Annotated in this window: 13 protein-coding genes; 3 read left to right on the top strand and 10 right to left on the bottom strand. The window is 66.7% G+C overall.

Translation table 11 applies throughout. The features are described from left to right. Window positions 1-6: 6 nt before the first annotated feature. Together EC839_RS03565 and EC839_RS03560 are read right to left on the bottom strand one after the other, a co-directional pair. Entirely contained in the window at window positions 7-612 is a 606-nt protein-coding gene (locus EC839_RS03565; protein WP_007158453.1) for a LysE family translocator, read from the bottom strand. An 88-nt stretch (window positions 613-700) separates the two neighbouring features. Beyond that, on the bottom strand, window positions 701-1,183 hold the full coding sequence (locus EC839_RS03560) for a MarR family winged helix-turn-helix transcriptional regulator (protein ID WP_007158452.1): 483 nt from the start codon (window positions 1,181-1,183) through the stop codon (window positions 701-703). Window positions 1,184-1,263: 80 nt separating this feature from the next. Here EC839_RS03560 and EC839_RS03555 point away from each other — a divergent pair, with 80 nt between their 5' ends. Continuing rightward, entirely contained in the window at window positions 1,264-2,433 is a 1,170-nt protein-coding gene (locus EC839_RS03555; protein WP_007158451.1) for a PLP-dependent aminotransferase family protein, read from the top strand. Between the two features lies 1 nt (window position 2,434). Then, window positions 2,435-3,034 carry a glutathione S-transferase family protein gene (locus tag EC839_RS03550; RefSeq protein ID WP_007158450.1) on the top strand — a complete coding sequence of 200 codons (600 nt, stop codon included), beginning with the start codon at window positions 2,435-2,437 and terminating at the stop codon, window positions 3,032-3,034. A 46-nt stretch (window positions 3,035-3,080) separates the two neighbouring features. Here the strand turns inward: EC839_RS03550 and EC839_RS03545 are convergent, their stop codons facing one another. The 3 genes from EC839_RS03545 to EC839_RS03535 form a co-directional block, all read right to left on the bottom strand. Then, window positions 3,081-3,503 carry a hypothetical protein gene (locus EC839_RS03545; RefSeq protein ID WP_039975161.1) on the bottom strand — a complete coding sequence of 141 codons (423 nt, stop codon included), beginning with the start codon at window positions 3,501-3,503 and terminating at the stop codon, window positions 3,081-3,083. A gap of 339 nt (window positions 3,504-3,842) precedes the next feature. After that, a complete protein-coding gene (locus tag EC839_RS03540; protein WP_007158448.1) occupies window positions 3,843-4,742 on the bottom strand; it encodes a manganese catalase family protein in 900 nt (299 codons plus the stop codon). Between the two features lie 39 nt (window positions 4,743-4,781). Further along, window positions 4,782-5,294 (bottom strand): ferritin-like domain-containing protein, encoded by a 513-nt coding sequence (locus EC839_RS03535; RefSeq protein WP_007158447.1) that lies wholly within the window; start codon window positions 5,292-5,294, stop codon window positions 4,782-4,784. A gap of 352 nt (window positions 5,295-5,646) precedes the next feature. Here EC839_RS03535 and EC839_RS03530 point away from each other — a divergent pair, with 352 nt between their 5' ends. Beyond that, the gene (locus EC839_RS03530) at window positions 5,647-8,511 is read left to right on the top strand and encodes an EAL domain-containing protein (RefSeq protein WP_165904650.1); all 2,865 of its coding nucleotides are present in this window, start codon (window positions 5,647-5,649) and stop codon (window positions 8,509-8,511) included. On the opposite strand, the gene rbsD is transcribed toward EC839_RS03530, so the two are convergent. From rbsD to EC839_RS03505, 5 genes are read right to left on the bottom strand one after another with little or no spacing between them, the layout of a single operon-like run. Next, the gene (gene rbsD, locus EC839_RS03525; protein ID WP_007158445.1) at window positions 8,508-8,912 is read right to left on the bottom strand and encodes a D-ribose pyranase; all 405 of its coding nucleotides are present in this window, start codon (window positions 8,910-8,912) and stop codon (window positions 8,508-8,510) included. The genes EC839_RS03530 and rbsD overlap by 4 nt on opposite strands. After that, window positions 8,909-9,817, bottom strand: a complete 909-nt coding sequence (gene rbsK, locus EC839_RS03520; RefSeq protein ID WP_007158444.1) for a ribokinase — start codon at window positions 9,815-9,817, stop codon at window positions 8,909-8,911. The genes rbsD and rbsK overlap by 4 nt, the downstream gene beginning before the upstream one ends. After that, window positions 9,807-10,826, bottom strand: coding sequence for a LacI family DNA-binding transcriptional regulator (locus EC839_RS03515; protein WP_132832198.1), 1,020 nt, complete (start codon window positions 10,824-10,826; stop codon window positions 9,807-9,809). Before EC839_RS03515 ends, rbsK begins: the two co-directional genes overlap by 11 nt. Further along, window positions 10,826-11,803, bottom strand: coding sequence for an ABC transporter permease (locus EC839_RS03510; protein WP_007158442.1), 978 nt, complete (start codon window positions 11,801-11,803; stop codon window positions 10,826-10,828). The genes EC839_RS03515 and EC839_RS03510 overlap by 1 nt, the downstream gene beginning before the upstream one ends. Further along, window positions 11,800-13,356 carry a sugar ABC transporter ATP-binding protein gene (locus tag EC839_RS03505; RefSeq protein ID WP_007158441.1) on the bottom strand — a complete coding sequence of 519 codons (1,557 nt, stop codon included), beginning with the start codon at window positions 13,354-13,356 and terminating at the stop codon, window positions 11,800-11,802. The genes EC839_RS03510 and EC839_RS03505 overlap by 4 nt, the downstream gene beginning before the upstream one ends. Window positions 13,357-13,360 lie beyond the last annotated feature (4 nt).

The raw sequence follows: 13,360 nt of genomic DNA, 5'->3' as shown, positions 1-13,360 counted from the left end.
AAAACCTCAGTGATGGCCGAACAGGATGGGATAGAGGGACAGCACCAGCAGCAGGGCCATGCTCCAGTTGAACAGCCGCAGCCGTGCCGGGCTGCTGAGCAGACGGCGCAGGCCCATGCCGAACAGCGTCCAGAGGCTGACGCTGGGCAGGTTGATCAGGGCGAAGAGCAGGGCGACCACCAGCAGGTTGGCGGTGAAGTTCTCGGCCGGAATATAGGCGGTGACCGCGCCGATGGCCATCACCCAGGCCTTGGGGTTCACCCACTGGAAGGCCGCCGCCTGGAAGAAGCCAAAGGGTTTGCCGCTGCCCGACTCCCGCGGTGTGGGGGCTGAAGCGGTGGCCAGCTTCCAGGCCAGATACAGCAGGTAGACGCCGCCAATGACCCGCAAGGCGATCTGCAGCGACGGATAGAGCACGAACAGCTGACCCAGGCCGAGGCCGGTGCAGATGACCAGCAGCATGTGGCCCAGGCTGATGCCGAACATGTGCGGCAGGGTCCGCCGAAAGCCGAAATTCACTCCCGACGCCAGCAGCATCATGTTGTTGGGGCCGGGCGTGGCGGAGGAGACGAAGGCGAAGAGCATGAAGGCGGAGAGCAGTTCGACGGTCATGAGGGGCATCCCTGGGCTTTGCGCCAGCTTAGCCAGGCCGCTCGGGCCAGTATCCGTACACCGAGGCCGCGAACCAGCGGTACAGTTTTCAGGAGTCGATCGAAGGGCTCGAACTGTCCTGGCTTTCGGTTTCGCTCTCCTGGCGGCCGGCCAGGGCCTGATTGAACGCCAGCCAGCCCTCGGCCGCGTCCGCTCCCGCCGACGCCAGCGCCGCCTGCACCAGGCGCATCTGCTCACGCCTCAGGGTCTGCTCCAGGGCGGCGCCACCCCGGGTCAGGGATAGCCGTCGCTTGCGCTTGTCTGCGGCATCCGTCTCCATGGCCACCAGTTGCATCTCCAGCAACTGCCGCAGCGGAATGTTCAACGCCTGCTTGCTGACGTTGAGCACCTCCAGCAGCGCCTTGTTGCTCAGGCCCGGCTCGCGCGCGATGAAGAACAGGATGCGCTGGTGGACCCGGCTCAGGCCGCGCCGCGCCAGCATGTCGTCGGCCTTGGCGGTGAACGCCTGGTACCCGAAGAAGAAGGTCTCCATGACCAGGCGCTGCTGGGAGGTCTGATTTAGGTCAAGCATATTGACTTGTCTTTCCGGAGTGGATTAGGGTCGGTCAAGTAGTTTGACTCATTACCAGGCCACGGGCCACAGGAGGGCAGATGGCATTTTCCGAACGGGTGACCCGACTCAAGAGCAGCCTGATCCGCGACATCCTGGCAGCGGCGCAGCGCCCGGAAGTGATGTCCTTCGCCGGAGGGCTGCCGGCCGAGCGCTGTCTGCCAGCGGTGGACTGGAGCACGATGCCGGCCGGCCTGGGTCAGTACGGCATGAGCGAGGGCGAGCCGGCGCTGCGCGAGGCCATCGCCGCCCAGGCCCGCGCCTATGGCCTGGACTGCACGGCGGACCAGGTGCTGGTGACCACGGGTTCGCAGCAGGCCCTGGATCTGATCGCCAAGCTCTATCTCGACGTCGGCACCCCGGTGCTGGTGGAGGGCCCCACCTACCTGGCGGCGCTGCAGAGCTTCCAGTTCTTTGGCGCCGAGTGCCTGGAGGTCAGCCTGACGCCGGAGGGCCTGGATCTGGAGGCCTTGCGCCTGCGCCTGGAAGAGCAACGCCCGGCCTTCGCCTATCTGATCCCGACCTTCCAGAATCCTTCCGGGGTGCGCTATTCCGCAGCCAACCGTGCGGCGGTGGCAGCCTTGCTGGACGAGTACGGCGTGACCCTGGTCGAGGACGAGCCCTATCGCGAACTCAGCTACGACGGCGCGCCGGCGCGACCGCTGTGCGGTCAACTCAGGCGCAGCGCCTGGATTCACACCGGCAGCCTGTCCAAGACGCTGCTGCCCGGCCTGCGCGTGGGCTACCTGATCGCCTCGCCTGAATTGCTCAAGCCCCTGCGGGCGCTCAAGCAGGCGGCCGATCTGCACACCTGCCGCATGAGCCAGTGGCAGGTGCTGCAATGGCTCGGTAGTGAGCGCTATGCCCGGCACCTGGAGGAGGTAAGGACCTTCTACCGTGAGCGTCGCGATGGCTTCGCGCGGGCGCTAACGCGACATTTCAGCGACATCGCCGACTGGCAGATTCCCCAGGGTGGACTGTTCTTCTGGTTACGGCTGAAAACGCTCCTGGATACCCGTACGCTGCTGGACGCCGCCCTGGCGCAGGACGTTGCCTTCATGCCGGGCGAGCCATTCTTCGCCGAGCCGGATCGTCACCGCGGTCTGCTGCGGCTCAATTTCAGCCATGTGCTGCCCGAACGGCTGGATACGGGCCTTGCGCGCCTGGCCAGCGTGATCCGGGAAGCCACCCCCCATGACAAGGAGCTGTGAGATGTATCAGGTCTATGGCGATCGTCGTTCCGGCAACTGCTACAAGGTGGTGCTGATGCTGCACCTGCTCGGCCTGGAGTATCGCTGGCACGAGGTCGATATCCTCGCCGGCGAGACGCAGAGCGAAGCCTTTTTGGCGAAGAATCCCAATGGCAAGATTCCGGTGCTGGAGCTGGAAGACGGCACCTGCCTGTGGGAATCCAATGCCATCCTCAACTTCCTCGCCGACGGCACGCGCTTCCTGCCCAGCGAGCCGCGGCTGCGGACCCAGGTGCTGCAGTGGCAATTCTTCGAGCAGTACAGTCACGAACCCTATGTGGCGGTGGCACGCTTCATCCAGCTCTACCAGGGGCTGCCGGCAGAGCGCCGTGAGGAGTACGAGGTCTGCCTGGTGCGCGGCTACAAGGCCTTGCGGGTGATGGAGCAGCAGTTACAGCGCACGCCCTTCCTGGTCGGCGAGGACTACTCGATCGCCGATATCGCGCTCTATGCCTACACCCACGTCGCCCACGAAGGCGGCTTCAGCCTGGACGACTATCCGGCCATCGAGGCCTGGCTGGCGCGGGTAGCGGCGCAGCCGGGGCATATCGCCATCGGCTGAAACGCGAGCGGGGAGCCAAGGCTCCCCGCGGGACGCCCGGACGTGATCAGCGAGCGCTGACCACGAATTGCCAGTACTGGTTGAGGCGGCGCTCGCCACCGTTGGCGGTCAGCAGCACGGAGGACGGCGGCTTGGACTGCAGCTCCGGCAGGGATTTCATCAGCGTCAGCCAGTTGCTGTAGTAGGTCTGCAGGCAGCGGCGGGCGGTGCCGTTGTTCTGCAGGGAGGTGAGGGCCTTCTGGTAGGCCGGCTCGATCTGCAACAGTGCCTGGACGACACAGCTGTCGGTATCGGAGAAGCGGGCCGTATCGCCGATGCGGGTTCCGGCGATCACCGCCTTGTTCGCGCAGCTCTTGAAGGCGACCATGCTGGCCTGCTCGAACTGCAGGGCATCCTGGTCCATGGCGTAAACGGGTGCGTTGCAGACAGCGGCTGCAACGAGGGCTAAGGCGTAAGCGTGGCGTTTCATGGTGGCGTCCCTGGCTACGTCATACAACGTGATGGCATCAATGCACAGCGGCAGACTGCACCGCCGGACAAATGTTCAGCGCGAAAGGCGGCAAAGCGCCATCAGGTGAATTCCACCAGACCGACGGTAGTGAGACCTATGAACAGGGCGGTCAGGGCGACCATGGCGAACGCCAGGAGATAATCTTCCATCAGGGCTTTCCCTACTACGATGACGGCAGTAGGACCGATGGCAATTGGCCAGGTTCGTGCGGAAGCGCAGAGCGCGCAAGCGGGCCGACGAAAGGTCATCGGACCGAGGGGAGGGCGACGACGCCCGATGGGCGCCGTCGCCTAGACATCACTCTTCCAGGCGGTTCTTGTCGAGTTGCTTGGCCAGGCCGGCGCCCAGATCGGCACCCGTTACCGGTGCAGCATTCGGGTCCGACATGGTGCGGGTCGCGAGCTGTTCGACCGCCTTGGCCTGCATCGGCGGCAGCTTGACGCTGGCCAGGCCGTCGCCGCCGTCCACGGCGGGGCTGGGCTGTTCCACGAACTCCCAGTCTTGACCCTGGTTCCAGGGACCGCGCATATCGCCTTCGCCTTGCGACATGTTGTAGTAGACGCTGGCGAATTCCGGCCGCGGTGGCATCTTGCCCTGGGGGAAGTTGGGCTGGATGGAGTGCAGCGCGTTCTCGAAGGACTTCTGGTGCGCGATCTCGCGGGTCATCAGAAAGCTCAGGGTGTCCTTGATGCCGGCATCGTCGGTGACGTTGATCAGGCGCTCGTAGACGATCTTGGCCCGGGCCTCGGCGGCGATGTTGGATCGCAGGTCGATGGTCGGCTCGCCGACGGTATCGATGTAGGCCGCGGTCCAGGGCACTCCGCCCGAGTTGATCAGTTGCGGGCCGCCACCGTAGAGGATCTGGGTGAGGTGGGAGTCATTGCCGGCACCTGTCAGGGAGCGGTACATGTCCGCCTCTTCCTGGGTCTTTTCTGCCAGGTCGCCCTTGGCGCCCTTGTTCAGCATGGCGATCATCGAACCGATGATTTCCAGGTGGCTGAGTTCTTCGGTGGCGATGTCGAACAGCATGTCCTTGCGGCCCGGGTCGAGCTCGGCTATCGCCTGGGTGAAGTAGCGCATGGCGGCGGCGAGTTCGCCTTGGGGACCGCCGAATTGCTCCAGCATCAGGTTGGCGAGACCGGGATTGGGTTCGGACACGCGCACGGTGTATTGCAGTCGCTTGTTATGGACGAACATGTAACCTCCAGGGGCTAGTCACGGTATAACTCGGGCGTTTCAGCGCTTCGCGGTCAGATCGGGGTCGGCGGAGCGTTCCAGGAAGGCGCGGGTGGTGGCGGGCAGGTCTTCCAGCAGCCAGGCCGCCATGGCCTTCTCCTGTTCGAGGATGCGTTCGCAGGCCTGCTGCGTTTCGCTGTCTCCGATCTCGGCAGCGGCCGCGATCAGCGTGGTGTAGGTAGCGATTTCGATGTTCTCGAAGACATAGCCGGCGATGGCCCCCTTGATGACCTCATCGCTCATGGGTGCGCCGCCGATGGCCTGGCCCAGCGCCATCAACTTGCCGCCCATGTCCTTGAGGGTCGAGGGGCTGCTGCCGTGACGGCTCAGGCAGCCTTCGATCACCTGCCGCTGTTCCTGGGTCTCGCGGATGTGCTGCTCGATACGCTGGCGCAACTGCGGATAGTGCTCGAGGCGCGCGGCCTGGGCGGAGAGCATCTTCTCGGCCTGTTCCTCCATGGCATGGGCATCGCGCAGCCAATCGATGAGGTTGTCTTGCTTGGAAGCGGTCATGAAAAACTCCTGCTCGTGGAGAGTGGCGACAACGGGCTGCAGCGCCCCGCCAGATTGCGTTCTGTCTGGTTATTAGTGGTCCCGGCCTAGCCAGAGATTCGGGTGGCGACGGCCTTTCGGATCGATGGGAAAGCCCTTGGCTTTTTGTTTTACAAGCCCAGCGGTAGGGGGTTGTCTGGCAGGTCGAGTTGTTGGACAGGCACCTGCCTGCTGTACAACTCTTGTATTAGCCAAATAACGTCTTTAGTCATATCTTTGCCGTTCACCCCCTTTGAGAAACCGTTCATTCCGTACTTGCCGAAGCCACGAACATCTGTGGCAGGATTCGGGGAATGCATGGGAAGGAGTCAGCATGAAAGGGCCTGAGGAACAGTCGCCAGGCGTACGCCCGGCCAGGCCACCAGAGGCACGCTGGCCGGATCCGAATGCGCCGGGGTTGGAGGCGGAGCAGATCATCGCGCAACTGCGGGCGGCGGCCGCCGAGGCCGACTGGGCCTGGTACCAGCGCCGTGGCCACTGGTCATGCATGGCCACCGGCAATGGCGCCAGTGGCTGGCCGGAGTTGCTAGAGGACGAGGAGCTGGCGCAGCTGTCCGCCGAAGCGGGGCTCAGCTGCCATCCCACCGGTAGTGGCCCGACCCCGCTGGGCTGGTTGCTGGCCCGTCCCGATGGCCATACCGATTTCGCCGCCCTGGCCCTGAGATTCGGCTTCGTGCTGCAGCGCCTGCAGTTGCAGCGGGCCCAGGCCATCCAGCAGGTGCTCTACGACATCACCTACCTGGCCAGTTCGACCCTGGATCGCCAGCTGTTCATGCAGCGCACGCACGAACTGCTGGTCTCGCTGATCGATGCCGAAAATTTTTTCCTGGCGCTGCAGGATGCCGATTCGGACCAGATCCACTATCCCTATTATTTCGACCAGCGCGACGAGAGTCCCCCCGAGCCCGGGTCCTTCGAGCTGCTGGATCGCGAGCGGCCCTGCCTGACCGCCTATGTGCTCATGCACGGGACACCGCTGCTGCTGCCCAAGGAAGCCATTGAAGCGGCGCAGGTATCAGGGCCCTACTATTGCCAGGGCTCGGTCCCCGAGTTCTGGATGGGCATCCCGCTCAAGGATGGCGCCGACCGTACCTTCGGGGTACTCAGCCTGCAGGTCTATGATCGCGAACGCCGCTACGGGCCCGAGGACCAGGCGCTGTTCCAGGTCATCGCCCGCGACGTGGCCATGGCCCTGGATCGCATCCTCCGGCGCGAATCCCTGGAGGCCACCGTGGGCCAGCGCACCCAGGAGTTGTCGGAGGTTAACGCCCGGCTGCGCGAGCAGATCGCCGAGCGCGAACGCGCCGAGCAGTTGCAGGCGGCGCTGTTCCGCATCGCCGAGCTGTCCAGCGCCAGCACCGACATGCCGGAATTGCTGGGGGGGCTGCACCGCGTCGTCGGCGAGTTGCTCTATGCCCACAACTTCTACATCGCCCTCTACGACGACGCCTCGGGCGAGGTGAGCTTTCCCTATTTCGCCGATGAGCGCCGTACCGCGGCCCCCGTCGCCCGGCGCGGCAGCCGCGGCTATACCGAATACACCATCCGCCAACGGCGACCCTGCATCATTGATCAGCACAAGGCCCGACTGCTCATCGAGCGCGGTGAGATCACCCCGGTCGAGGGCACCCCGGAAGCCTGTTCCTGGCTGGGCATCCCGCTCTATGACGGCAAGCAGGTGCGCGGCGTGCTGGCGGTGCAGAGCTATCGCGAAGACGTGCGTTACAGCCAGCGCGACCAGGAGCTGCTGACCTTCGTCTCGCGCCACATCGATACGGCCTTGTCCCGGCGCAGCGCTGCGGAAGCCATCCAGCAGTCGCGCCAGGCCCTGGAGGTCAGGGTGCAGGAGCGCACCCGGGCCCTGGATGCGGCCAATGCCCGACTGCTGTACGAGAACAATCACGATGCCCTGACCCGGCTGCCCAATCGCAGCTTCTTGCAGCAGCGCCTGGGCGAACTCTGGACGGCGCTGGAGCGCGACGGCGCCGGCCTGGCGGTGATGTTTCTCGACCTGGACAGGTTCAAGCGCATCAACGACCAGTTCGGCCATCCCTTCGGCGATCTGCTGCTGGTGGCGGCGGGGGAGCGGCTATCCGGCTGCCTCCGGGAGACCGACCTGCTGGCGCGGCTGGGGGGTGACGAATTCGCCATCCTGGTGCCCGGTGGCGGCCTGGAGTCGCCGGTGGCCATCGCCCAGCGCATCATCGACGCCTTCGATCGCCCGCTGGTGATCGACGACCACAGTCTGTTCGCCTCCTGCAGCATCGGCATCGTGGTGGCCGATCCCAGTCTGCATCGCCAGCCGGATGACCTGCTGCGCGATGCCGACACGGCCATGTACCGGGTCAAGCAAGGCGGCCGCGACAACTTCGCGGTGTTCAACCAGGAACTGCGCCAGGTGGTGTCCGACCAGGTGGTGCGCGAAGGTGCGCTGCGCAAGGCGCTGAAGAACGGCAACGAGCTGGAGCCCTTCTTCCAGCCGATCATCGAGGTCGGCACCGGCCGCGTGGCGGCGCTGGAGGCGCTGATCCGCTGGCGACAGCCCGACGGCAGCGTGCTGGTGCCGGGGGCCTTTCTCCCCGAGCTGGAAGGCCTGCGCCTGATCGGGCGGCTGGATACCTACATGCTGACGCGCATCGCCGCCACCCTGGCCGAGCCCGCCCAGGCCCACTGGCCGGTGGTGCACGTCAATTGCTCCAGCTACAGCATCGTGCAGCCGGAATTCGCCGACGAGGTGCTGAGCATCCTCGCCGCGTACGGCGTGGCGCCGTCACGGATCTGCCTGGAATTGACCGAAGGGGCCCTGGTCGCCGAGCCCGAGCGTGCCAAGGCGGCCATGGAGGCCCTGGATCGCCACGGGGTCTCGGTGGTGCTGGACGATTTTGGCGCGGGCTTCTCGTCGCTGGGCTATGTCCACGAATACCGCTTTCGCGGCCTCAAGATCGACAAATCCTTTGTGCTGCGCCTGGGCGACAGCACGCGCAGTGTCGCCATCGTCCGCGCCATCGTGCGCATGGCCGAGTCGCTGGGCCTGGATGTGGTCGCCGAGGGCGTCGAGGACGACCAGGCACTGCAACTGCTCAAGGACATGGGCGCCCGCCATGCTCAGGGCTATCTGTTCGCCCGGCCGCTGGACCTGCAGGTGACCCGGCAGCTGCTGGGCAGGGCCGCCGGCTAGAAGGTGACGCCGGCCACCAGGATCAGGTTGGTGTAGGGCTGGCACTCGCCGGTGCGGATCTGCACCCGCGCCTGGCGACACAGCGTCTTCATCTCGTCATGGGAAACCAGGCGGCGGCTGCCCAGGGCGCCGTCGGCGTTGAGACGCTCCAGTTCGGCCAGGGCCGGGGGCTGGACCTCGAGGGTTTCCTCGGCGAGCAGGTGACTTTCCACCTGCATCTCGCTGAGCAGCGCCTGCAGCACGCTGAGAAAATCCGGGATGCCTGGGGTCACGGCCAGATCGACCAGGGGCGTGCCCGGCGGCACCGGCATGCCGGCGTCACCGATGACCACCAGGTCGCCGTGGCCGAGACTGGCGACGGCCTGGGACAGGGCGATGTTGAGCAGAGCGGTCTTCTTCACCGGGCGAGCTCCTGGCGAGTGGGGATGGAGGGCTGGGCGCCCGGACGGGTGACGGCGATGGCGGCGGCCTGCTGGCCGAGGGCGATGGCCGCCGAGACGCTCAGGCCCTCCGCCAGGCCGGCGGCGAAGCCACCCAGGAAGGTGTCTCCGGCGGCCGTGGTGTCCACCGCCTTGACCGGCGTGGCCGGGTGGTGCTGGCAGCCGTCGGCGGAGACCTGCAGCAGGCCCTGGCCGCCCAGGGTCAGCAGCACCTGCCGGGCGCCGGCGGCGACCAGCTGGCGCGCAGCAGCTTCGGCCTGTTCCAGCGTGTCCACCGGCAGGCCGGTCAGCAGGCTGGCCTCGCTTTCGTTGGGCACCAGGTAGTCGATATGGGCGTACCACTCGGCCGGCAGCGGTCCGGTGGCCGGCGCCGGATTGAGGATCACCGTCTTGCCCAGCGCATGGGCGCGGGCGAGGGCGGCGCCCACGGTAGCCAGCGGGACCTCCAGCTGGGCGATCACCAGCTTGGCCTGGTCCAGCACGGATTCCTGGGCCTGTAGATGGGCGGCGGACAGTTCGCCGTTGCCCCCGGCGACGATGACGATGGCATTCTGGCCCTGGTCGTCCACCAGGATGGAGGCGATGCCGGTGGGCACCTCGGCCGCCACCGAGACGCCCTGGCAGTCGATGCCCTCTTGGAGCAGGCTGCGGGTGAGGAAGTCGCCATAGGGATCGGCGCCGACGCAGCCGATCATGGCGACCCGGGCGCCCAGGCGCGCGGCCGCCACGGCCTGGTTGGCGCCCTTGCCGCCGGGTGCGGTGGTGAAGGTATGGCCGGCGAGAGTCTCGCCTCCCTTGGGCAGGCGCGGGGTGCGCACCACCAGGTCCATGTTCAGGCTGCCGATGACGACGACGTCAGGGTGCATGGGAGGTCTCCAGAGCAGAGGGCGCCGCGGTGGATTCGCGCAGCACCAGCCGGGGTACGGCGATGTCGTGGGTGGAAGGGCTGCCGACCGTCTCGCGGCGCGCCAGCAGCAGCTGGGCGGCGCGTTCGCCGAGGTCACGGATCGACTGGCCGATGGTGGTCAGGGCCGGGTAGAGATAGCGGCTGAGTTCGATGTCGTCGAAGCCCACTACGGACAGCTGGCCGGGGACGCTCAGGCCCCGTTCGGCAGCGGCCCGCAGCACGCCCAGGGCGATGGTGTCGTTGCCGGCGAAGATCGCGGTCGGACGTTCCGTCCGGGCCAGCAATTCGCGGGCCGCGGCATGACCGGCGGCGGCGGTGAAGGGGCAGCGCTGGATGGTGCCAGGGGCGATACCGGCCTCCGCCAGGGCTTCTTGGTAGCCGGTGATTCGTTCGCTGGCGACGGGAGAGTCGGCCGGGCCGCCGATGCAGGCGATGCGCCGATGACCGAGTTCCAGCAGATGGCGGGTGGCGAGCAGGCCACCCTGGTGGTGATCGATGCGGATATGCGCGGCCTGGACGCCATCTAGCGGGCGGTCGGCCAGCACCAGCGGGATGCGCAGGCCGGCGAGGGCGCGGGCGAATCGCGGATCGCCGTCCACGGTGGCGACCACCAGACCGTCGATCCGGCGCTCCTTGAGCACCCGCAGATAGCGCAGCTGCTTGTCGGCGTCGTCATCGGAATTGCAGAGGATGACGCTGTAGCCCTGGCGTTCGCAGTGATCCTCGATCCCCCGCGCCAGCTCGGCGAAGTAGGGGTTGACCGCATTGGGCACCAGCACGCCGAAGGTGCCGGTGGCGCGACTGCGCAGGGAGCGCGCCACGCCGCTGGGCACGTAGCCTAGTTCGGCGATGGCCGCCTCGACCTTTTCCCGCACGCTCGGACTGACCGGGCGGCTGTTGTTCACCACATGGGAGACGGTGGTGTAGGAGATGCCGGCGCGGGCGGCGACATCTTTGATGGTCGCCATCAGCCCTTGCTCTTGGCGCGCTGGCTGCGGTAAGTGTCGAGGATCACGGCGACCACGATGACCGCGCCGGTGATGATGCGCTTGGTCGGCTCGCTGGCGCCGATTTGGGCCAGGCCCGCGGCCAGCACCGAGATAATCAGTACGCCGAAGAAGGTGCTGATGACCGAGCCGCGACCGCCCATGAGGCTGGTCCCACCGATCACCACGGCGGCGATCACCTGCAGCTCCAGGCCGACGCCGGCATTGGGATCGGCGGCTTCCAGGCGGGAGATCTGGAACAGCGCGGCGAGGCCCGCCAGCAGGCCCATGAGGGCGAAGACGATGACCTTGTAGGGCTTGGGATTGATCCCGGCCAGGCGCACCGCTTCCTCGTTGGTGCCGATGGCGATCAGGTAGCGCCCGAGCACCGAGCGGGTCAGCAGCAGCTGGGCGACCACGATCACCAGCAGGGCGATCACGAAGGAGGGCGAGATACCGAAGGCGAAGGGTGTCGACAGCCAGGCATAGGCATCGCCGATGTAGGCGGTGCGCGAATCGGTCAGCTGGTAGGCGGCGCCCCGGGCCATCTCCAGCACGCCCAGGGAGACGATGAAGGAGGGGATGCGCCAGGCTACGGTCACGCTGCCGGTGAGGGTGCCGGTCAGGGCGGCGCAGAGCATGCCCAGGGCCGCGGCGGGCAGGATGCCCCAGCCCCATTCCAGGGTGGCGACGCTGACCACGGCGGCGGCCAGGGCCACTACCGAACCCACCGAGAGGTCGATGCCGCCGATGATAAGGATGAAGGTCATCCCGGTCGCCAGCACCATCAGATCGGGGATCTGGTTGGCCAGGGTGGTGAAGGTGGCATAGGAGAGAAAGTGACTGCTCATCAGGGAGAACAGCACGATCATGGCCAGCAGGGCAGCGGCCAGGCCGACGTAGGTGCCCAGGCCCAGGCCGAAGGCGCGCCGGGAGGAGGTGACGGGAAGACTGCTCATCGAATGGCTTCCTGAGAAAGGGGTTGCGGCGGGACAGGTTCTTCCAGCAGAGCTTCGCGGGAGCGATAGCCGGCGAAGGCGGCGGCCAGCAGCCGCTCCTGATCCCAGTCATGGCGTTCGAAGGTGGCTTCCAGGCGGCCGGCGGAGATCACGCCGATGCGATCGCAGATCAGCATCAGCTCGCGCAGATCGCTGGAGACCACGACCAGGGCCTTGCCCTGGCGGGTGAGTTCGGCCAGCAGGCCATAGATCTCGAACTTGGCGCCGACGTCGATGCCGCGCGTGGGTTCGTCGAACAGCAGCACCTGGCAGTCGCGTTCGAGCCAGCGGCCGATGACCACCTTCTGCTGGTTGCCCCCGGAAAGTTCGCCCACGGGCTGGCTGCCGTCGTTGCAGCGGATGCGCATGCCCTTGATATGACGCTCGGCCAGGGCGGCTTCACGGGCGCCGCTGACCAGGCCCTGCTGAGCAACCTTGGCCATGTTGCCCAGGGCCAGGTTGGCGCTGATCGGCTGGCTGAGCAGCAGGCCTTCGCCCTTGCGGTCCTCGGTAATCAGGGCGATGCCCTGGCGTACCACTTTGGCCGGCGAGGCCAGGTCGACCGGTTTGCCGGCCAGGTGCACCGCGCCGGAGTCGGCGCGATCGGCACCGAAGATCAGCCGCAGCAATTCGGTCCGTCCGGCGCCGATCAGTCCGGAGATGCCATAGATCTCCCCGGCGCGGACGTCGAAGGAGACGTCCTGGACCTTGTCGGCGCGCGACAGGCCCTTGACCTCCAGCAGCGGCGGCCCGAACCGGCGCTCGCCCATGTCCAGGTGCTCGCCGAGATCGCGGCCGACCATGAGGCTGACGATCTGTTCGGTGGCGTACTCCGCCATGGGCGCATCGGCCACGAGGCGGCCATCGCGCAGCACCACCAGTTGCTGGGCGATACGCTTGAGTTCTTCCAGGCGATGGGAGATGTAGACCAGGGCCACGCCCCGGGCACGCAACCGCTCGATCTGCTCGAACAGCAATTCCACCTCGCGCGAGGTGAGCATGGCGGTGGGCTCGTCGAGGATCAGCACCCGGCAATCGCCGATCAGGTTGCGGGCGATTTCCACCATCTGCTGGTGACCCACGCCCAGTTCGGCGATGGGGGTATCCGGGTCGATGGACTCCAGGCCGACCTGGGCCATGGCCAGCCGCGCCTGTTCGCGCAGCTGGCGGCGGTCGATCCAGCCCAGCCGCCGGGGCAGGCGGTCGAGAAAGAGATTTTCCGCCACGGTGAGGGTGGGCAGCAGATTGAGCTCCTGCATGACCATCCGCACCCCCTGGGCTTCCGCCTCGCGGCGGCTGCCCGGGGCAAAGGGTCGGCCGAGAAAGCTCAGCTCGCCGGTGGTGGGTTGCACCAGGCCACAGAGGATCTTGGACAGGGTGCTCTTGCCGGCGCCGTTTTCTCCGGTAAGCGCCAGCACCTGGCCGGCGCGCAATTCCAGGTCCACGCCGCCGAGTACCGGCTGTGCATAGGTCTTGCCGATGCCACGGGCGCTGAGGATGACCTCGGACGACATGGGG

Origin of the sequence: Pseudomonas sp. JUb52 (assembly GCF_004341115.1) — a bacterium.
GTDB lineage: Bacteria > Pseudomonadota > Gammaproteobacteria > Pseudomonadales > Pseudomonadaceae > Chryseomonas > Chryseomonas oryzihabitans.
Note: the sequence above shows the minus strand (reverse complement) of the source record. Positions and strands in the feature narration are given on the sequence as shown.

Bases quoted from the DNA above. Each gene is read 5' to 3' on its own strand.
- EC839_RS03545 (WP_039975161.1), bottom strand. From the start codon at position 3,503: ATGAAACGCCACGCTTACGCCTTAGCCCTCGTTGCAGCCGCTGTCTGC.
- EC839_RS03555 (WP_007158451.1), top strand. From the start codon at position 1,264: ATGGCATTTTCCGAACGGGTGACCCGACTCAAGAGCAGCCTGATCCGC.
- EC839_RS03535 (WP_007158447.1), bottom strand. From the start codon at position 5,294: ATGACCGCTTCCAAGCAAGACAACCTCATCGATTGGCTGCGCGATGCC.
- EC839_RS03565 (WP_007158453.1), bottom strand. From the start codon at position 612: ATGACCGTCGAACTGCTCTCCGCCTTCATGCTCTTCGCCTTCGTCTCC.
- EC839_RS03505 (WP_007158441.1), bottom strand. From the start codon at position 13,356: ATGTCGTCCGAGGTCATCCTCAGCGCCCGTGGCATCGGCAAGACCTAT.
- EC839_RS03515 (WP_132832198.1), bottom strand. From the start codon at position 10,826: ATGGCGACCATCAAAGATGTCGCCGCCCGCGCCGGCATCTCCTACACC.
- EC839_RS03530 (WP_165904650.1), top strand. From the start codon at position 5,647: ATGAAAGGGCCTGAGGAACAGTCGCCAGGCGTACGCCCGGCCAGGCCA.
- EC839_RS03540 (WP_007158448.1), bottom strand. From the start codon at position 4,742: ATGTTCGTCCATAACAAGCGACTGCAATACACCGTGCGCGTGTCCGAA.
- EC839_RS03560 (WP_007158452.1), bottom strand. From the start codon at position 1,183: ATGCTTGACCTAAATCAGACCTCCCAGCAGCGCCTGGTCATGGAGACC.
- EC839_RS03510 (WP_007158442.1), bottom strand. From the start codon at position 11,803: ATGAGCAGTCTTCCCGTCACCTCCTCCCGGCGCGCCTTCGGCCTGGGC.
- rbsK (WP_007158444.1), bottom strand. From the start codon at position 9,817: ATGCACCCTGACGTCGTCGTCATCGGCAGCCTGAACATGGACCTGGTG.
- EC839_RS03550 (WP_007158450.1), top strand. From the start codon at position 2,435: ATGTATCAGGTCTATGGCGATCGTCGTTCCGGCAACTGCTACAAGGTG.